The sequence below is a fragment of the Streptomyces sp. NPDC002499 genome, assembly GCF_053595415.1.
On sequence record NZ_JBSFXO010000010.1, the window covers coordinates 342582 to 360712 of the forward strand.

An 18131-nucleotide genomic window follows, 5' to 3' on the forward strand; every position below is an offset into this window, starting at 1 on the left:
TCTGACGCATACGACATGCCAATGGCCCTCCGCCTACGAAATCCGTAGGAGGAGGGCCATTGACGTGTTGGTTTTCGTCGGGGTTCCATGCAGCACACCCCAGCTGCCGGAGGCATCCGCCCGAGCCGATCGGAACCGCCGAATGACCGACACGCTTCACCCGCCCCTGGCCGAGTCCACCACGGCCCCCGCTCCAGGACTACGGCGTTCCATCGGCATCGTCGGCGGCACCCTCCTCACCCTCTCCTGCGTCACCCCCGCCTCCACGCTCTTCGTGGTCGTCCCCGACCTCTTCGGCACCCTGGGCACCGCCACCGCCCTGACGATCGCGATCGGCTCGGTCCTCTGCATCGCCGTGGCGTTCTGCTACTCGGAGCTGGGCACCCTCATCCCCAGCGCGGGCGGCGAGTACGCGATGGTCTCGACGCTGGCGGGCCGACTGGCGGGCTGGCTGGTCTTCGTCCTGTCCCTGCTGGTGGTCATGATCGTGCCGCCGGTGATAGCGATGGGCACGGCGGACTACCTGGCGCCGGTGGTGCACCTGAACCCGTCGATCGCCGGCGCGGGAGTGATGCTGCTCGCCACCCTGGCCGGCCTGCTCGACCTGCGTGCCAACGCCTGGATCACCGGCGTCTTCCTGGTCCTGGAGGTCATCGCGGCGGCGGTCGTGGCGGTGCTGGGCTTCGCGCACAGCGAGCGGGGCGCGGGCAGCCTGGTGTCGATGCAGGTGGCGGGCGCCGGCGGCCACAAGGACACGGTGACGGCGATGCTGGTCGTGTCGGGCCTGGCGATCGCCCTGTTCGTCACGCAGGGCTTCTCGACGGCGGTCTACCTCTCCGAGGAGCTGGAGAACCCGCGCCGCAACGTGGCCCGTACGGTCCTGGCCACCCTCGCGATCTCGTCGGTGATCATCCTGGTCCCGGTGATCGCGATCACGATGGGCGCGTCCGACCTCTCGGCCCTCTCCGGCGGCGACATCAGTGGCATGGTGACGGCCTGGTCCAACTCCGCCGTCGGCACCTTCGTCAGCCTCTGCGTGGCCCTCGCGATCATCAACGCGGGCATCGTCATGGTCATCCAGAACTCCCGCGTCCTGTACGCCTCGGCCCGCGACAAGGCCTGGCCGGCCCCGATCAACACGGTCTTCTCGAAACTGGGCCGCTTCGGCTCCCCCTGGATAGCCACCCTGGCCGTAGGCATCCCGGGCGCCCTGCTCTGCTTCGTCAACCTGGACACGTTGTACGGCGTAACAGGCGTCGCGGTGACGGGCATGTACCTCTTGGTCGCGATAGCCGCGCTGCTGTCCCGCCGCGGCTCCCACAAACACACCCCGGCCTGGCGCATGCCCCTCTGGCCCGCCGTACCCCTGCTCCTGATAGCGGTCCTGGCATACATCCTGAGCCAACAGGAGGTGTCCTACCTGCTGTGGACAGGCGGAATCACGGCAGCGGCAACGGTGTACTGGGCGCTGTACTTGCGACCGCGTCGAGAGACACGGTGGCTGATCTCACTCCCCGAGGATCAACTGACGTAAGGGGCGCGGGGAACTGCGCGACAAGCCACATCCAACCCGCACCCGGCAACCCACAGAAGCTCCCACCCCCTCCCCCCGTACACCACTCGCGGTACGACAAAACCACCCCGTACTCCCAGAGAAGGTCCGCACGTTCACCCCGGGGTCCCCTCAAACTGTCAGAGACGCCCCGTACGGTTGAACGCATGGATCTTCGACTCCCCACCCCGCGAGACCTACTGCGAAGGCCGCGCCGCGCACTGGCAGCCGGCGCCGCCATCGCCGTACTCGCGGCAGCGGGAACGTGGACGGCCGTCGCCTCGGACGAGAAGACCCCGGCACACCGGACCGACCGGACCATGTCGATCGACGGCGTCCGCATCGACACCTCGTACTTCACCCCCACAACCGCCGGACGGCACCCCGCCGTGCTCCTCGCCCACGGCTTCGGCGGCAACAAGAACGACGTACGTCAACAGGCCGAGAACCTCGCCGAGGACGGCTACGCGGTCCTGACCTGGTCGGCCCGCGGCTTCGGGAAGTCGACCGGCAAGATCGGTCTGAACGACCCGAACGCCGAGGTCAAGGACGTCTCCAAGCTGATCGACTGGCTGGCCGAACAACCCCAGGTCCAGCTCGACAAGCCCGGCGACCCGCGCGTGGGCGTCGCCGGCGCCTCGTACGGCGGCGCGATCTCCCTCCTCGCGGCCGGCTACGACAGCCGCGTGGACGCCATCGCCCCGGCGATCACCTACTGGAACCTCTCGGACGCCCTCTTCCCCAACGGCGTCTTCAAGAAGCTGTGGGCCGGCATCTTCGTCAACTCCGGCGGCGGCTGCGACAACTTCCAGCCCGAGCTGTGCCGGATGTACGAGCGCGTCGCGGAGGCGGGCAAGCCGGACGCCCAGGCGCGCGCACTCCTGGACGCCCGCTCGCCGTCCGCCGTGGGCACCCGCATCAAGGTGCCCACGCTCCTGTTGCAGGGCCAGACCGACTCCCTCTTCCCGCTCGGCCAGGCCGACGCCGCCGCGAAGGCCATCCGTGCCAACGGCGCACCCGTGGACGTCGACTGGATCGCCGGCGGGCACGACGGCGGCGACATGGAGACCGGCCGTGTGCAGTCACGCGTGCGTGCCTGGTTCGACCGCTACCTCAAGGACGACAAGGCCACCGACACCGGCCCGGCCTTCCGCGTCACCCGCACCGGAGGCGTCGACTCCACCGATGGCGCGGCCCTGCTGCGCGGCGCGAGTTCCGGCACCTACCCGGGCCTGGAGAGCGGCCAGAAGTCGATCGAACTGACCGGCCGCCGCGAGCAGAGCTTCGACAACCCGGCCGGCGCCAGCCCGCCCGCCGTCTCCGCCCTGCCCGGCCTCGGCGGCGGCGGCCTCGCCCAGCTCTCCTCGCTTGGAGTCGGCGTCTCGCTGGACTTCCCGGGCCAGTACGCGCGGTTCGAGTCGAAGCCGGTCGGCAGCGGCCTGCGCATCACCGGCTCGCCGACGGTCACCGTCCACGTGAAGTCGACCAGCGACGACGCCGTGCTCTTCGGCAAGGTGTACGACGTCGGGCCCGGCGGCACGTCTCCCGTACTGCCCTCCCAGCTGGTCACGCCGATCCGCGTCGAGGGCGCCAAGGCGGGCAAGGACGTCACCATCACGCTCCCGGCCATCGACCACGAGATCGAGCAGGGCCACCGGCTGCGCCTGGTCCTCGCCTCCACGGACCTCGGCTACGCCTCACCGACCGCCCCGGCGACGTACACCGTCTCCCTGAAGGGCGACCTGAAGGTGCCGACGGCGCCCGGCGTGACGACCGCCGCCGCCCCGCTCCCGTCCTGGGTGTGGTGGCTGCCCGTGGTCGGCGCGGTGATCGCCCTCGCCCTGCTCCTGTCGGGCCGCCGCCGCACCAGCGCGGTGCCGCCGGACCCGGCGCTGGCCGAAGTCCCGCTCCAGATCACGGACTTGAGCAAGCGGTACGCGCGCTCGGCGGACCGGTACGCGGTCCGGGACGTGTCCTTCCGCGTCGAGAAGGGCCAGGTCCTGGGCCTGCTCGGGCCGAACGGCGCGGGCAAGACGACCACCCTGCGCATGCTGATGGGCCTGATCAAGCCGGACGCCGGCGAGATCCGCGTCTTCGGGCACGCGATCCGCCCCGGCGCCCCGGTCCTGTCCCGGGTCGGCGCGTTCGTCGAGGGCGCGGGCTTCCTGCCGCACCTCTCCGGCCGCGAGAACCTGGAGCTGTACTGGGCGGCGACCGGCCGACCCATCGAGGACGCCCACCTGGACGAGGCGTTGGAGATCGCCGGTCTCGGCGACGCCCTGGCCCGCGCGGTCCGCACCTACTCCCAGGGCATGCGCCAGCGCCTCGCCATCGCCCAGGCCATGCTCGGCCTCCCGGACCTCCTCATCCTCGACGAACCCACCAACGGCCTCGACCCGCCGCAGATCCGCGAGATGCGCGAGGTGATGATCCGGTACGCGGCCGCCGGGCGCACGGTGATCGTCTCCAGCCACCTCCTGGCCGAGGTCGAGCAGTCCTGCACCCACCTGGTGGTCATGGACCGGGGCCAACTGGTCCAGGCAGGCGCGGTGTCCGAGATTGTCGGTGCGGGCGACACCCTGCTGGTGGGCCTGGCAGCCGACATCGCCGACCCCATGGTGGACAAGGTCGCGGCTCTGCCCGGCGTCGATTCGGCAACACGAACAGAGGGCGGCTTGCTGGTACGCCTGGCCCTGACGCCGGCCAGGGGCGCGGGGAACGGCGCGACCAGCCACGACGAACCCGCGGACGGCCACCGACACACCACCCCCCTTCCCGAGCCGCCAGCGACTCCCCGCACGAACGCGGAGGTCGCCGCGAGTCTCCTCGTAGAGCTGGTGCGCCTGGACGTCCCCGTCGCCTCCCTCGGCCCGCACCGCCGGCTCGAAGACGCCTTCCTCACCCTGATCGGAGGTTCCGCATGAGCACGCTCGTCGAGCGCGCCGAGGTGGCGTCCGGCTACCGGGCCGGCCGCACCCTGCCCCTCCGCGTGGAGCTGGCCCGGCAGTTGAAGCGCCGCCGCACCCTGGTCATGGGCGCGATCCTCGCCGCGCTGCCGTTCGTGCTGCTGATCGCGTTCGCGATCGGCGGCGGGCCGGGCAACGGCAATGGCAACGTGACGCTGATGGACACGGCCACCGCGTCCGGCGCCAACTTCGCCGCGGTGAACCTGTTCGTGTCGGCGGGCTTCCTGCTCGTCATCCCCGTCGCCCTGTTCTGCGGGGACACGGTCGCCTCGGAGGCCGGCTGGTCCTCCCTGCGCTATCTGCTCGCCGCCCCCGTCCCGCGCGCCCGCCTCCTGTGGTCCAAGCTCGTCGTCGCGCTCGGCCTGAGCCTGGCCGCGATGATCCTGCTGCCGGTCATGGCGCTGGCCGTCGGCACGGCCGCCTACGGCTGGGGCCCGCTGGAGATCCCGACCGGCGGCGCGCTGGAACCGGGCACGGCCGCGCAGCGCCTGGTCGTGGTGGTGGCGTACATCTTCGTCTCTCAACTGGTCACCGCGGGGCTCGCGTTCTGGCTCTCCACGAAGACGGACGCACCCCTCGGCGCGGTCGGCGGCGCGGTCGGTCTGACCATCGTCGGCAACGTCCTGGACGCGGTGACGGCCCTCGGGCACTGGCGCGACTTCCTGCCCGCGCACTGGCAGTTCGCCTGGGCGGACGCCGTCCAGCCGCATCTGGAGTGGTCCGGCATGATCCAGGGCACCGCGGTCTCGGTAACGTACGCGCTCGTGCTGTTCGCCCTGGCCTTCCGCGGTTTTGCCCGCAAGGACGTCGTCTCTTAGGTCAACGGAGGGTTACCCACCGGTCTCAACGGGCCATGATCGTGGCCTTGTTGAGATCCTTCCGCAACACCCCGTGCCGCACGTTCCGGCTCCCCGCGCCGTCACAGTCACAGATGTCGACGTCAACGGAGCAAGCCGGAGCAAGGGGGAACGGAAGATGGAGTGGTACCGAACACCACGGCCGGGCACACCACGGCCAGGCACCTCACGGCCGGGCACGCCACGCCGCCGCACCCGGCGACTGGGCACCGCCGTGCTCGCCCTCACCGCGACCGGCAGCCTGCTGCTGACGGCCTGCGGGGGAGGGGACTCCGACGGCAGCAAGTCCTCGGACAGCTCCGACCGCAACGGCTTCCCGGCCCCCGCACCCCTCGCCCCGACGGCAGGCGACGGGAGCCGGCAGGGCGAGCAGAAGGGCGAGGACTCCTTCGCCGCGCCCTCCCCGACCCCCGACTACCTCTCCACCTTCGCCCTCGACGTGGACACCGCCTCCTACGGCTACGCCCGCCGCACCCTCGCCGAAGGACACCGGCCCGACCCCGCGACGATCCGCCCCGAGGAGTTCGTCAACAGCTTCCGTCAGGACTACGAGCGCCCCGACGGCAACGGCTTCACGGTCACCGTCGACGGCGCCCGCACGCAGGACGAGGACTGGTCGCTGGTCCGCGTGGGCCTCGCCACCCGCCCGAGCTCACAGACCGGTGAACGCCCGCCCGCCGCCCTGACGTTCGTCATCGACATCTCCGGCTCGATGAGCGAGGAGGGCCGCCTCGACCTCGCCCAGAAGTCCCTGGACACCATGACGGACCGGCTGCGCGACGACGACTCGGTCGCCGTCGTCACCTTCAGCGACAAGGCCGAGACCGTCCTGCCGATGACCCGCCTGGGCGACCACCGCGGCCGGATCCACGACGCGATCGACAGCCTGGAGCCGACCTACTCCACCAACCTCGGCGCCGGCGTCGAGACCGGCTACGAGACCGCCGTCGAGGGCCGCCGCGAGGGCGCCACCAACCGTGTCGTCCTCATCTCCGACGCCCTCGCCAACGACGGCGACACCGACCCGGACTCCATCCTCGACCGCATCTCGGACGCCCGCCGCGAGTACGGCATCACCCTCTTCGGCGTCGGCGTCGGCAGCGACTACGGCGACGCCCTGATGGAACGCCTCGCCGACAAGGGCGACGGCCACACCGTCTACGTCTCCGGCGAGGAGGAGGCCCGCAAGGTCTTCTGCGACCAGCTTCCGCAGAACATCGACCTCACCGCCCGTGACGCCAAGGCCCAGGTCGCCTTCGACCCCGAGACGGTCGAGCAGTTCCGCCTCGTCGGCTACGACGACCGCCAGGTCGCCGACGACGACTTCCGCAACGACCGTGTCGACGGCGGCGAGGTCGGCCCCGGCCACACCGTCACCGCCCTGTACGCGGTGCGCGTCCGGGAGGGCGCCAGCGGCCACCTCGCCACGGCCACCGTCCGCTGGCTCGACCCCGACACCCGCGACCCGCACGAGAAGTCCGGCGAGCTGGAGACCGAGGCGCTCCAGGGCTCCGTATGGAAGGCCGGCCCCCGCTTCCAGGTCACCGCTGTCGCCGCCTACTTCGCCGACGCCCTGCGCTCCGGCGACGACCGCTGGAACTCGCTCCCCGGCGACCCCGGCCTCGGCGAACTCGAGGACCGCGCCCGCGACTTGGCGGACCGGACGGAGGACAAGGACGTGAAGCAGCTCGCCGACGCCATCGAAACGGCCGACCGCACGGTGCGTTGAGTCAGCCGGCGCCGGGCCGCCGCCCGGCGCCGTACAACAACGTGTCGACGACGAGCGTCGCCAGGGCGTCCGGATCGGGGTCCGGGCGCCCGTCGTCGTGCAGGGCCTCGCCGATCAGGGCGTAGTAGACCCGGCGGACCCATTCCAGGTCCGCCGCCGGGTCGAGCAGACCCTCGACCTGGGCCCGCCCCAACAGCTCGACGCAGCGCGCCCCGAGCTGTTCCCAGCCCGCCGCGGCACCGCCGCCCTGATCGGTCGGCTGCCCCAGGGCATAGCTCCAAGCCCCCTTGATCCGCAGCACGTTGGCAGTGACGCGGTGCAGCGCGATCAGCGGCGGCGTGGTGTCGGGCCGCGCGTCCTCGATGGCCTGCGTGAGCTGGCGTACGGCCGACTCGGCGAGCGCCTCGATCAGTGCCTGCCGGCTGGCGAAGCGCCGGTGGACCGTCGTCCTGGCCACGCCGGCGGCCTCGGCGATCTGCTCCATGGACGCGTTCGGATCGGCGGCGAGCACCAGCTCGGCCGCCTCCAGAATCGCGCGCACACTGCGCTCGGCATCGGCCCGCAGCGCTCGGCCCATGGGCACCTCCACTCCGTCGGCTCCTGACCCCCACTGGACGTAGACGATACGCCCGGGTCGCCGTTCCTCGGATATCTGAGTCAGTGCTGTTGCAATTAAGAGAATAAGAGCTACAGTAGTGTCTTAGTTAGAAGTTCGACTCGTCTTCAGCTCGACCTTCTGAAGGGAAGGGCCATGACCACCACATCCACCGCCCTGATCACCGGCGCCTCCTCCGGACTGGGTGCCGAGTTCGCCGGCCAGCTCGCCGCCCGCGGCCACGACGTGATCCTCGTCGCCCGCTCCCGGGACCGCCTGGAGGAACTGGCCGACCGGCTGCGTACGACATACGGCGTCCAGGCGCATGTCCTGCCCCAGGACCTCGCCGAGCCCGATGCCGCCGACCGCATCGCGGAAGCCCTCGCCGGCCGCGGTCTCACCGTCGACCTGCTGGTCAACAACGCGGGCTTCGGCACCTGCGGCCGCTTCGAGGAGATCGACCCGCGACGCGAGCACGACGAGATCATGGTCAACGTCCTCGCCCTGGTGGACCTCACCCACGCCGTGCTCCCCGGCATGCTGGAGCGCGGCTCCGGAGCCGTCCTCAACGTCGGCTCCACGGCGGGCTATCAGCCCTCCCCGTACTTCGCGGTCTACGGCGCCACCAAGACCTTCGTCCTCAACTTCTCGCTGGCGCTGCGCCAGGAGTACCGAGGCCGCGGGATCAAGGTCACGGCCCTGTGCCCCGGCTCGGTCGAGACGGGCTTCTTCGAGGCGATCGGCACCCGCAAGGCCGCGATGGGCACCCCCACCACCGCGGAACCGGTCGTCCGCGCAGCCCTGCGCGCCCTCGACCGCGACCGCGCGTACCTCACCCCGGGTCTGGGCAACGCGCTGGGCGCCCACCTCAACCCGCGCCGCCCGCGCACCCTGGTGGCGGCGATCGGCGAGCGCATCACCCGCAAGGTGCTGGAGCCCGCCGACTCCGCGGCCGCCTGAACCGACCCCGCGGAACCCATTGAATTTTCCTTACGCCCCGGTAAGTTGACCTCCGTTCAGCACCCTGCGACCGGGAGCCGCCATGGGCGTACGCAAGGATCTGAAACGGGCGAAACAGCGCGCCGACCTGGCCTCCCGTGCCGAGGTCGAGCTGGTCAGGGACGAACACGGCACGGTCCGCGAGGCCCGTACCGCGTCCATGGCCCCCACGCCCACCACCGGCAGCACCGCCGACCTGCCCTTCACCAACGCGGCCGAGGCCCCCGACGCGGTACTCCTGCGCCGCAAGGAGCACGGCACCTGGCGGCCGGTCACCGCGACGGCCTTCGCCCGTGAAGTCACCGCCGTGGCCAAGGGGTTGATCGCGGCCGGCCTCGAACCCGGCGGCCGGGTCGCGGTCATGTCCCGTACCCGCTACGAGTGGACGGTCCTGGACTTCGCGATCTGGGCCGCCGGCGGCCAGACCGTCCCGATCTACGCCACCTCCTCCGCCGAGCAGATCGAGTGGATCGTCCGCGACTCGGGCACCCGCTTCGTCGTCACGGAGACCGCCGAGAACGCGGAGACGGTGGCGAGGGGCACGACCGACCACGAACACCCGCCGTACACCTGGCAGTTGGACGCCGGCGCCCTCGCCGAACTCACCGCCCTCGGCCGTGACCTCCCCGACGAGGAGGTCACCAAGCGCCGTGCCGCCCTGACCCCCGACACCATCGCCACCGTCTGCTACACCTCCGGCACCACCGGACAACCGAAGGGCTGCGTCCTCACCCACGCCAACCTGCACGCCGAGGCCGCCAACACGGTCGAGCTGCTCCACCCCATCTTCAAGGAGGTCACCCGCCAGGTGGCCTCCACCCTCCTCTTCCTCCCCCTCGCCCACATCCTCGGCCGCACCCTCCAGATCGCCTGCCTGATGGCACGCATCGAGATAGGCCACTGCCCGAGCATCAAGCCCGACGAACTCCGCCCCGCCTTCAAGGAGTTCCGCCCGACCTTCCTCGTCGGCGTCCCGTACCTCTTCGAGAAGATCCACGACACCGGCCGCGCCACCGCCGAGAAGATCGGCCGCGGCGCCTCCTTCGACCGCGCGGACCGCATCGGCGTCCGCTTCGGCGAGGCGTACCTGAACAGGTTCCTCGACACGGGCAAGGGCCCCACCCCGCCCCTCTACGCCGCCTGGGCCCTCTACGACCTGCTGGTCTACCGCCGCATCCGCAAGGAACTCGGCGGCCGCATGCGCTACGCGATCAGCGGCGGCTCCCCCCTCGACCGCAACCTCAACCTGTTCTTCTACGCGGCGGGAATCATCGTCTACGAGGGCTACGGCCTGACCGAGACAACCGCCGCCGCCACCATCGTCCCGCCCCTCAAACCCCGCCCCGGCACCGTCGGCCTCCCGGTCCCCGGGACCGCGATCCGGATCGCCGACGACGGCGAGGTGCTCATCAAGGGCGGGATCGTCTTCGGCACCTACTGGAACGACCCGGCGGCCACCGACGCCGTCCTCCAGGACGACTGGTTCGCCACCGGCGACCTCGGCTCCCTGGACCAGGACGGCTACCTCACCATCACCGGCCGCAAGAAGGACATCCTCGTCACCTCCGGCGGCAAGAACGTCTCCCCGTCCGTCCTGGAGGACCGGCTGCGCAGCCGCTCACCGGTCGGCCAGTGCCTGGTCGTCGGCGACAACCGCCCCTTCGTCGCCGCCCTCGTCACCCTCGACCCCGAGGCGGTCGCCCACTGGCTGACGGTCCGCAGAATGCCCGCCGACACCCCGCTGTCCGAGGTGGCACGCGACCCACGGATCCGCGCGGACGTCCAGAAGGCCGTCGACTACGCCAACGAAGCCGTCTCCCGCGCCGAGTCGATCCGTGCCTTCACCCTGGTCGAGGGCGAGTTCACCGAGGAGAACGGGCTGCTGACCCCGTCCCTGAAGGTCAAGCGGCACGCGGTGCGGGCGGTGTACGGGGACGCGATCGAGGAGCTGTACGCCAAGCCCGACCAGAAGAAACAGTCCCGGTAGCGGGCACGGAAAAGCGGGCCGCCGAAGTGCTCGGCGACCCGCTCTCGCGGTGCTGCTGAGGTCAGCTGCCCACGGCGCCGTTGCCGGACAGGACCGGGATGTTGTCCAGGATGTGCGACAGCGGCTCGTCGCCCTTGGCCTGGGTGGAGTTCTCGGTGCACTGCTGGTTCTGCGGGGCCGACAGGACGGGGACGTCCTGCAGGACGGTGACCGGAACCAGGCCGACGAGGGAAGCGGCGTTCACCTTGGCCGGCAGGCCGATGCACGGCTTGTTCAGGGTGCCCTGCACGAGCGAGAGCTGGGGGCTCATGTCGCCGTGGGTGGACTGGTTGCCGTAGACCTGCTCGGCGCCGTTGCCATTCGTGGTGGTGACACCGTCGTCGTTGCCGATCGCCAGCGCCTGGGGCGCGGTGGCGGCCGACACACCCGCGACGGAGGCAGCGATCGCGGCGGTCGCCAACAGCTTCTTCATGATTTCGTTCCCTTTCGGAGAGCGGACTCCGTGCAGAGTTTCGGAGAGCGGACTCCGTTGCAGAGCCGCGTGTTGATCAACCCGCGAGAAGTCGTTTGGTTGCGCTTTATGCCCCGATTGGCGCAGCGCACTCGACGGGCGCGCGCCGCACGGAATCAAGACGGAATGCAGAAGGGCATACGGAAGGGCACGCAAAAGGGCCGCCGGGAATTCGGCGGCCCGTTCGCGTGTGCCCAGTGATCAGCTGCCGGCGGAGCCGTTGCCGGACAGGACCGGGATGTTGTCCAGGATGTGCGACAGCGGCTCGTCGCCCTTCGCCTGGGTGGAGTTCTCGACACACTGCTGGTTCTGCGGGGCCGACAGGATCGGCACGTCCTGGGCGACCGTCACCGGCACCACGCCGACGAGCGAGGCCAGGTTGCCCTTGACCGGCAGGCCGACACAGGGCTTGTTCAGGGAGCCCTGGATGAGCGCCATCTGGGGGCTCATGTTGCCGTACGTGGCCTGGTTGCCGTAGACCTGCTCGGAACCGTTGCCGTTGGTGGTGGTGACGCCACCGTCGTTGCCGATGGCCAGCGCCTGGGGCGCGGTCGCGGCCGATACACCGGCGACGGAGGCGGCGATCGCCGCGGCAGCCATAACCTTCTTGATCACTTGCGTGGTCCCTTCTGGAGTAACCCCGTCCACCGGAGCGACCTGCACAACTGGCGCTGGGCCGCATGGTTGCTGCCGTTCACTCCAATGGCCCACGTGGAATCCGACCGGGTGAAGTCACGAAACCTATCCGGCCGCCCCTTGTTGAGGTGGAAGCAGGAATGTGTGCTCCCGTCAGGAAAGGACCGGAGAAATGTTGAAGAAGGCAATGGCCGCAGCCGCGGTCGCGGCTTCTGTCGCCGGAGTATCGGCCGCGACTGCCCCCCAGGCGCTGGCCATTGGCAACGACGACGGCGTCACGACCACCAACGGCAACGGTGCCGAGCAGGCCTTTGGCAACGCCAAGACCAAGGGCGCCATGAGCCCGCAGGGCTCGCTCGTGCAGGGCAGCCTCAACAAGCTCTGCGTCGGTCTGCCGGCCAAGGTCAACGCCGCCTCCATCGTGGGCGTCCTGGTCCCGGTCACCGTGCTGCAGGACGTGCCCGTCCTGTCGGCGCCGCAGAACCAGCAGTGCGCGGAGAACTCCACCCAGGCCAAGGGTGACGAGCCGGCGTCGCACATCCTGGACAACATCCCGGTGCTGTCGGGCAACGGCGCCGTCGGCAGCTGACGCGACCGACCGAAACGGCTCGGGCGGCCCACCGGTTTCTCCGGTGCGGCCGTCCGGGCCTCGCCACGAGACTCCCCACCGTTGTTCGCACCTGCCCGACGTTTCTGCGCGCCCGCTTGAGAAGAAGCGTTACTGCTCCTCGTGGGTCAATATGTCAATTCGGCACGGAGCGTTCGAGTGAATTATCCGGTGGCTCATGTTCCGTAGTTTCTTCCGCTGTCTATCCCTCGTTTTGCAGCCTGCAGGTCATGGCGAGCCGCTCCAATGTGCTCGCTCGGTTTCGGCCGTCACCAGAGCATGACCGCAGAGAAGGGAAAGCTCATGAAGAAGACCGCCGCAGTCGTCGCGGGCGTCGTCATGGCCCTCGGCCTGGCCGCCCCGGCCTTCGCCGACGCCGGTGCCGAGGGTGCCGCCATCGGATCGCCGGGTGTCCTCTCGGGCAACGTGGTCCAGGTTCCCGTCCACATTCCGGTCAACGTGTGCGGCAACTCGATCAACGTCATCGGGCTCCTGAACCCGGCGTTCGGCAACACGTGCGTCAACGACTGACCTCGTAACGCGCAGGCACCAGCCGTTCGGCTGCGTCACAGCCGGCCTCGGACGTCTTTTCCCGGTCCGAGGCCGGCTTTTCCCACTTCTTCTTCAGGCAGGAAGACAAAGAGATGCGACAGACCCTGAGTAAGGGAATGGTCGCGGCAGCCGCCGCGACAAGCATTCTGTCCCTGTGCGGCGGCCCCGCCCTGGCCGACACGCACACGGGCGGCGCGGCCACGGACTCACCTGGTGTCCTGTCCGGCAACCGGGTCGAGGCCCCGCTCGACGTACCGGTGAACGCCTGCGGCAACTCCGTCGACGTGGTCGCCGCCCTGAACCCGGCGTTCGGCAACTCCTGTGCCGAGGGCCAGGCCACGCACGGCCGCTCGCACGGCGGCAGGCACCACGGCCACGCCGGGTACGGCGACGACGACTCCGGCTACGGCTCCGGCTACGGCTCCGACGACGACTGCGAGGACTCGGGCTACGGCTCCGGCGACTCGTGCGGGGGCGGAGACCACACGCCGCCGCCCGGAGGCCACCACACGCCCCCGCCCGGTGGGGACCACACCCCGCCTCCTGGCGGTGACCACACGCCTCCTCCCGGTGGGGACCACACCCCGCCCCCCGGTGGCGATCACACGCCCCCGCCCGGTGGCGATCACACCCCTCCGCCCGGAGGTGACCACACCCCTCCGCCCGGTGGCGATCACACGCCTCCTCCCGGTGGGGACCACACCCCGCCCCCCGGTGGCGATCACACGCCCCCGCCCGGAGGTGACCACACCCCTCCGCCCGGAGGTGACCACACACCGCCCCCCGGCGGCGATCACACGCCTCCGCCCGGTGGCGACCACACGCCCCCGCCGTACACCCCGCCCCCCGGCGGCGGTGACCACACGCCTCCGCCCACCCTGCCGCACACCGGCAGCGAGGCCATGCTGGGTGCCGCGGGAGTCAGCGCCGCGATGATCGTGGCCGGCGCCGTGCTCTACCGGCGCGGTCGGGCCGGGTCCCACCGGTAGTCGAGCAGTACGAGCAGTACGAGGTGCGCCGGGTGCCGGACGGTCAGCGTCCGGCACCCGGCGTTCGTCATCGGCGCACCCGCACCTGGTCCCCACCGCTCGCCGGCGCCGGGATCGCCCCGCCGGCCGGACTGGTCCGCAGCCGGCGCCGGACTCCCCGTACCAGCGCACCCGCCGTGTAGGTCGCCCCGTGCACGAAGCGCATCGCCGGGCCGAAGCCGGCGGCCGTGACCAGGCCCGCCAGGAACAGACCGGGGTGCGAGGACTCGAAGTCGCGGCCGACCCCGGGGGAGCCGTCGGCGACCGCCGCGAGGCCGGTGCGCAGGTCGTCGGAGAGCAGCGAGAGGCGTTCGCGGGTGGCGGTGAACCCCGTTGCCGCGATGACGTGTTCGGTCTCCAGGGTGCGCAGTGACGACACGCTCCGGTCCAGTGCCTCGAGGCGCAGTCCGCCCGGTACCGCGCGGGCCGCCGTGACCTCGTGGCCGAGCAGTACGTCGACGCCCGACTCCACCCGGTCCCGTACCCACCAGGCACCCGCCGGGCCGAGGGCGCTCGCGGCGATGCCGGCCCGGGTGCGCTCCGGCAGCCGGTGGAAGAGGCCGGGGCGCTCGGCGTAGAACCAGTTGCGCCAGCCGCAGCCCAGGCCGCTGTGCGGGGAGCGGGCCGACTGCCACCAGGGGCGCACCCACGGCGGCGGTACGTCGTTCCAGCACAGCCCGTCGGCCCGCGCCAACACCCGTACGCGCGTGCCCTGTTCGGCGAGCAGGGCCGCGGTCTCCAGGGCCGCCTGGCCGCCGCCGATGACGGTGACGTCCTTGCCGTGGAAGCGGGCGAGGTCGCTGTGGTGGCTGCTGTGCGAGACGAGGGAGGAGTCCAGGGCGCGCAGCGCCGAGGGGATCTCAACGAACGGCATGACGCCGACCGCCAGCGCGACCGTGCGCGCGTGCAGCACCTGGCCGTCGTCGGTGACCGCCTCGAAGCCGCCGGGGCAGGGCGCGACGCGGGTGATCGTCCGCTCGTCCACCTCCGGGACGGCGTTGCGGGCGAACCAGAGGCCGTACTCGGCGAACATCTCGACCAGGATCGGCTCCCCGTGCCGCGCGGCCACGCCCTGGCCCTCGCAGTAGACGTCCAGGCGCCAACGGGCCGCCGGGTCCGAGAGGTTGGAGGCCCACGGCTCCGACTTGAGGAACATGCCGCCGGGCATGTGGTCGCGCCAGGAGGCCATCGGCCGGCCGAAGACACGCAGGCTCAGCCCGGCGGCCGCGGCGTGGGACGCGATGGACAGGCCGTACGGGCCCGCGCCCACCACCAGCAGGTCGTACATCAGCAACTGCTCGCTTTCTCGTCGTCGGAGAGGTCGGACGGGTCGGACAGGTCGGACGGGTGGGTGCGGGGGGACAGGCCGGGTGCCGGGGCGGCGGCCTGGTGGACCACGCGGGCGGGTGCCGGGGGGCCTGGCACCGCGCCGGGGCCGCGTACGCGGTCGCGGAGGCGGGTGGAGACATGGCGGCCCCACAGGGGCCACAGGGCGCGGCCGGGTTCCCGGTCGTCGTCGGCGTGCCAGGCCAGTTCGCGGCCGGCGGGGGCGGGGCGCAGCGCGGCCAGCGGTGCGTAGTTCTCCACCACGAACTCCCGCCCGGCCAGCGGCGCCGGCGCCGGCAGCGGACGGTGGGTCAGATCGAGGTGCAGGGCGCGTACGACGTCCAGTCCCGCGCCGTCGGCGAAGAGGCGGAACTGGGCGCCGGGGCGCGGGTTGAAGTCGAGGAGGTGATAGCGGCCGGTGCGGCCGCAGCGGCGGAAGTCGAGGTCGAGGATGCCGCGGTAGCCGAGTTCGCCGGTGAGGCGTTCGGCGAGGGCCGTCACCTGCGGGTTGGGCGTCCAGCGGCCCAGCGCCGTCAGGCCCGCGCCGCGCGGCCAGGCCCGCAGCTTGAGGCCCGCGCCACCGCCGCGGACGGCGCCCGAGCGGTCGACGTAGCCGTGGAAGAACCAGTCGCGCTCGGGGCCCGGCGGCAGGAACGCCTGGAGCAGCAGCCGGCTGCCCGCCTCCTCGGAGCGCAGGTACAGCTCGCGCGCCTCCTGTGCCGAGCGCACGACGACGGTGCTGCGCAGGCCCGTGCCGGTCGGCACCAGCCAGGGCCGGCTCCACTTCGCCACCAGCGGCAGGCCGAGCTGCCAGGCGGCGGTGGCGGCCTGGGCCGGGCTGTCGGGGATCAGCGTGGTCGGGTGCGGGACCTCCAACGCGGCGCACAGGTCGGCCAGTTCGGCCTTGTCGGCGACGCGCCCGGGCACCGCGCCGGGCATCGCGGGCAGCAGGTAGGAGGGCGCGAGTTCGTCGCGCAGCCCGCCCACCGCGACGGCGCTCGCGTCGTCCATCGGGATCAGCACGGCGGGGCGGGCGATCCGGGCGGCCACCCGGCGCAGTGCCACGGCGATGTCGTGCGCGGCCGCGCCCGGTGGCGGCGGTGGGTGCAATTGACGTACAAAACGCGATCGGGAAACGGGACTTCCGGTGGAATCCGCGATCACGTGCACATTCACCCCCGCTCTGCCGAGCGAGCGCACGGCGCCGAGTGTGCCGTGGTGAAAGGGATTCCGGTCGATTCGCAGGAGAACCGCGGGGACGCGGATGTCAAACAGCGACACGGGCATTTTTTCTTCTCACTCGAAGGCCGTAGTGGCGGTGGCGTGATTGCCGTTCATATGACTGAGTGTCAGTAAAGGAAGTCCGAGAGTGCAGATTCGAGAGTGGAGAAAGGAGCAGGTATGACCCAGCAGCGACGTCCCCGGTCCCGGCGGCTGGCGGTCGTGACGGCCACCGTCGTCGTGTCGGCTGTCCTGGCGTCCGGACCTGGCTTCGCCGCGGGGGTGGTGCGGGTCGCCGATCCTCCCGCTCCGACGCCGACGTCCCCGGCACCCGCGGTGCCGCAGCCGGCGGTGGAGGCCCCGACGGCCCCCCAGCCCCTGCCCGCCCAGACCCCGGCCGCCCAGGTCCCGATCGCCCAGACCCCGTCCGTGCAGACCCCGCCGACCAAGACCCCGTCCGCCGAGCCCAAGAAGGACACCCCGGCCTTCGGCGCCTACCTCGACTACGGCGCCCGCGGGGTGGCCCGGATCGCCGAGCTCAGCCGCTGGCTGGGCGGCGCCGAGCTGCGGGTCGGGCACACCTACCTGCCCGGCGACCGCTGGAGCAACATCGAGGGACCGCCCGGGTTCCTCGACGTGTGGGCGGACTGGCGCACCGAGCGGGACGACCGGATGCTCGTCCTCAACGTCCCCATGCTGGAGCGCAACGAGGAGGGCGTCTCCGACTACCAGGTGCGGGCGCTGCTGCGGCAGGGCGCGGCCGGCGACTTCGACCGGCACTTCAAGGCGCTCGCCCAGCGGCTTGTCGACCTGAAGGTGCCGGACACGGTGATCGTGCTCGGCTGGGAGATGAACGGCACCACCTACACCTCCCGCTGCGGACCGGACCCCGAGTCCTGGAAGAAGTACTGGAACAGGATCGTCACCACCATGCGGTCGGTGCCGGGCCAGAAATTCCGGTTCGATTTCACGCCGACCCGCGGCCGGGACGCCATTCCCTGGACGCAGTGCTATCCGGGTGACGACACCGTCGACATCCTCGGCATGGATTCCTACGACCAGCCGTCGGGCCTGACCTTCGACGAGCAGGTGAAAGAGCCCTACGGACTCCAGGAGCACGTGGACTTCGCCAAATCCCACGGCAAGCCCATCTCCTATCCGGAATGGGGACTCTTCCGCAACGGCGACAACGCCGAGTACATGAAGCGGATGCTCGCCTGGATGGACGAGCACAAGCCGCTGTACAACACGCTGACCGACTACTGCCCGCACGGCGTGTGGCAGTGCTCGTCCAATCCCAAGTCGTCGAAGGTCTACCGGTCCGTCCTCTTCGGCCGCACCGACACCCCGACCACACCGACCGAGCCCACCACACCCCCCAAGCCGACCGAACCGACCACTCCGACCACACCGCCCAAGCCGACCGAGCCCGGCCCGCAGCCCACCCCGGCACACCCGGCCAACTGCTCGCCGATGGATCTCGGCGACTGGGTCGAGTACTGGCTCGGCGGGAAGCTGTGTCTGCGCCTGGACTGGTGGTCGCGCAACCGGTGAGTCCGGACCGG

15 protein-coding genes are annotated in these 18131 nt (G+C 71.1%); 10 read left to right on the forward strand and 5 right to left on the reverse strand.

The genetic code is table 11. From position 1 onward, the window contains the following. Positions 1 to 142 precede the first annotated feature (142 nt). The 4 genes from ACWD5F_RS29165 (at position 143) to ACWD5F_RS29180 (ending at position 7104) form a co-directional block, all read left to right on the forward strand. Positions 143 to 1534 carry an APC family permease gene (locus ACWD5F_RS29165; RefSeq protein ID WP_451258737.1) on the forward strand — a complete coding sequence of 464 codons (1392 nt, stop codon included), beginning with the start codon at positions 143 to 145 and terminating at the stop codon, positions 1532 to 1534. Between the two features lie 185 nt (positions 1535 to 1719). Next, positions 1720 to 4476 carry a CocE/NonD family hydrolase gene (locus ACWD5F_RS29170; protein WP_451258739.1) on the forward strand — a complete coding sequence of 919 codons (2757 nt, stop codon included), beginning with the start codon at positions 1720 to 1722 and terminating at the stop codon, positions 4474 to 4476. Beyond that, positions 4473 to 5336 carry an ABC transporter permease gene (locus tag ACWD5F_RS29175; RefSeq protein WP_401721380.1) on the forward strand — a complete coding sequence of 288 codons (864 nt, stop codon included), beginning with the start codon at positions 4473 to 4475 and terminating at the stop codon, positions 5334 to 5336. Before ACWD5F_RS29170 ends, ACWD5F_RS29175 begins: the two co-directional genes overlap by 4 nt. Before the next feature lie 157 nt (positions 5337 to 5493). After that, on the forward strand, positions 5494 to 7104 hold the full coding sequence (locus ACWD5F_RS29180) for a YfbK domain-containing protein (RefSeq protein ID WP_451258741.1): 1611 nt from the start codon (positions 5494 to 5496) through the stop codon (positions 7102 to 7104). A gap of 1 nt (position 7105) precedes the next feature. Here ACWD5F_RS29180 and ACWD5F_RS29185 read toward each other — a convergent pair whose 3' ends face one another. Beyond that, entirely contained in the window at positions 7106 to 7681 is a 576-nt protein-coding gene (locus tag ACWD5F_RS29185; RefSeq protein ID WP_451258743.1) for a TetR/AcrR family transcriptional regulator, read from the reverse strand. A gap of 174 nt (positions 7682 to 7855) precedes the next feature. Here ACWD5F_RS29185 and ACWD5F_RS29190 point away from each other — a divergent pair, with 174 nt between their 5' ends. Next, complete coding sequence (locus ACWD5F_RS29190; RefSeq protein WP_451258745.1) at positions 7856 to 8659, forward strand: SDR family NAD(P)-dependent oxidoreductase; 804 nt, start codon at positions 7856 to 7858, stop codon at positions 8657 to 8659. A gap of 82 nt (positions 8660 to 8741) precedes the next feature. Next, positions 8742 to 10685, forward strand: a complete 1944-nt coding sequence (locus tag ACWD5F_RS29195) for an AMP-dependent synthetase/ligase (RefSeq protein WP_451258747.1) — start codon at positions 8742 to 8744, stop codon at positions 10683 to 10685. Between the two features lie 61 nt (positions 10686 to 10746). Here ACWD5F_RS29195 and ACWD5F_RS29200 read toward each other — a convergent pair whose 3' ends face one another. Both ACWD5F_RS29200 and ACWD5F_RS29205 read right to left on the reverse strand, forming a co-directional pair. Further along, positions 10747 to 11157: a rodlin gene (locus tag ACWD5F_RS29200; RefSeq protein WP_451258749.1), complete on the reverse strand. Its 411-nt coding sequence runs from the start codon at positions 11155 to 11157 to the stop codon at positions 10747 to 10749. Positions 11158 to 11397: 240 nt separating this feature from the next. Continuing rightward, positions 11398 to 11811, reverse strand: a complete 414-nt coding sequence (locus ACWD5F_RS29205; RefSeq protein WP_124000097.1) for a rodlin — start codon at positions 11809 to 11811, stop codon at positions 11398 to 11400. A 193-nt stretch (positions 11812 to 12004) separates the two neighbouring features. Between ACWD5F_RS29205 and ACWD5F_RS29210 the strand changes: the two genes are divergently transcribed. The 3 genes from ACWD5F_RS29210 (at position 12005) to ACWD5F_RS29220 (ending at position 13980) form a co-directional block, all read left to right on the forward strand. After that, on the forward strand, positions 12005 to 12421 hold the full coding sequence (locus ACWD5F_RS29210; protein WP_451258752.1) for a rodlin: 417 nt from the start codon (positions 12005 to 12007) through the stop codon (positions 12419 to 12421). Positions 12422 to 12742: 321 nt separating this feature from the next. Continuing rightward, entirely contained in the window at positions 12743 to 12970 is a 228-nt protein-coding gene (gene chpD, locus ACWD5F_RS29215; RefSeq protein ID WP_124000095.1) for a chaplin ChpD, read from the forward strand. Positions 12971 to 13083: 113 nt separating this feature from the next. Continuing rightward, a complete protein-coding gene (locus ACWD5F_RS29220; RefSeq protein WP_451258754.1) occupies positions 13084 to 13980 on the forward strand; it encodes a chaplin family protein in 897 nt (298 codons plus the stop codon). A gap of 67 nt (positions 13981 to 14047) precedes the next feature. Here the strand turns inward: ACWD5F_RS29220 and ACWD5F_RS29225 are convergent, their stop codons facing one another. Together ACWD5F_RS29225 and ACWD5F_RS29230 are read right to left on the reverse strand one after the other, a co-directional pair. Continuing rightward, the gene (locus ACWD5F_RS29225; RefSeq protein ID WP_451258756.1) at positions 14048 to 15307 is read right to left on the reverse strand and encodes an NAD(P)-binding domain-containing protein; all 1260 of its coding nucleotides are present in this window, start codon (positions 15305 to 15307) and stop codon (positions 14048 to 14050) included. Continuing rightward, positions 15307 to 16626 carry a carboxylate--amine ligase gene (locus ACWD5F_RS29230; RefSeq protein WP_451258758.1) on the reverse strand — a complete coding sequence of 440 codons (1320 nt, stop codon included), beginning with the start codon at positions 16624 to 16626 and terminating at the stop codon, positions 15307 to 15309. Before ACWD5F_RS29230 ends, ACWD5F_RS29225 begins: the two co-directional genes overlap by 1 nt. Positions 16627 to 16746: 120 nt before the next feature. On the opposite strand from ACWD5F_RS29230, the gene ACWD5F_RS29235 reads away from it, so the two are divergent. Beyond that, positions 16747 to 18120: a glycosyl hydrolase gene (locus ACWD5F_RS29235; RefSeq protein ID WP_451258760.1), complete on the forward strand. Its 1374-nt coding sequence runs from the start codon at positions 16747 to 16749 to the stop codon at positions 18118 to 18120. The last annotated feature ends 11 nt before the right edge of the window (positions 18121 to 18131 follow it).

What these genes read in the sequence shown, in the direction of transcription:
- ACWD5F_RS29165 (WP_451258737.1), top strand. Translation starts at nt 143, where the DNA reads ATGACCGACACGCTTCACCCGCCCCTGGCCGAGTCCACCACGGCCCCC.
- ACWD5F_RS29170 (WP_451258739.1), top strand. Translation starts at nt 1,720, where the DNA reads ATGGATCTTCGACTCCCCACCCCGCGAGACCTACTGCGAAGGCCGCGC.
- ACWD5F_RS29175 (WP_401721380.1), top strand. Translation starts at nt 4,473, where the DNA reads ATGAGCACGCTCGTCGAGCGCGCCGAGGTGGCGTCCGGCTACCGGGCC.
- ACWD5F_RS29180 (WP_451258741.1), top strand. Translation starts at nt 5,494, where the DNA reads ATGGAGTGGTACCGAACACCACGGCCGGGCACACCACGGCCAGGCACC.
- ACWD5F_RS29185 (WP_451258743.1), bottom strand. Translation starts at nt 7,681, where the DNA reads ATGGGCCGAGCGCTGCGGGCCGATGCCGAGCGCAGTGTGCGCGCGATT.
- ACWD5F_RS29190 (WP_451258745.1), top strand. Translation starts at nt 7,856, where the DNA reads ATGACCACCACATCCACCGCCCTGATCACCGGCGCCTCCTCCGGACTG.
- ACWD5F_RS29195 (WP_451258747.1), top strand. Translation starts at nt 8,742, where the DNA reads ATGGGCGTACGCAAGGATCTGAAACGGGCGAAACAGCGCGCCGACCTG.
- ACWD5F_RS29200 (WP_451258749.1), bottom strand. Translation starts at nt 11,157, where the DNA reads ATGAAGAAGCTGTTGGCGACCGCCGCGATCGCTGCCTCCGTCGCGGGT.
- ACWD5F_RS29210 (WP_451258752.1), top strand. Translation starts at nt 12,005, where the DNA reads ATGTTGAAGAAGGCAATGGCCGCAGCCGCGGTCGCGGCTTCTGTCGCC.
- chpD (WP_124000095.1), top strand. Translation starts at nt 12,743, where the DNA reads ATGAAGAAGACCGCCGCAGTCGTCGCGGGCGTCGTCATGGCCCTCGGC.
- ACWD5F_RS29220 (WP_451258754.1), top strand. Translation starts at nt 13,084, where the DNA reads ATGCGACAGACCCTGAGTAAGGGAATGGTCGCGGCAGCCGCCGCGACA.
- ACWD5F_RS29225 (WP_451258756.1), bottom strand. Translation starts at nt 15,307, where the DNA reads ATGTACGACCTGCTGGTGGTGGGCGCGGGCCCGTACGGCCTGTCCATC.
- ACWD5F_RS29235 (WP_451258760.1), top strand. Translation starts at nt 16,747, where the DNA reads ATGACCCAGCAGCGACGTCCCCGGTCCCGGCGGCTGGCGGTCGTGACG.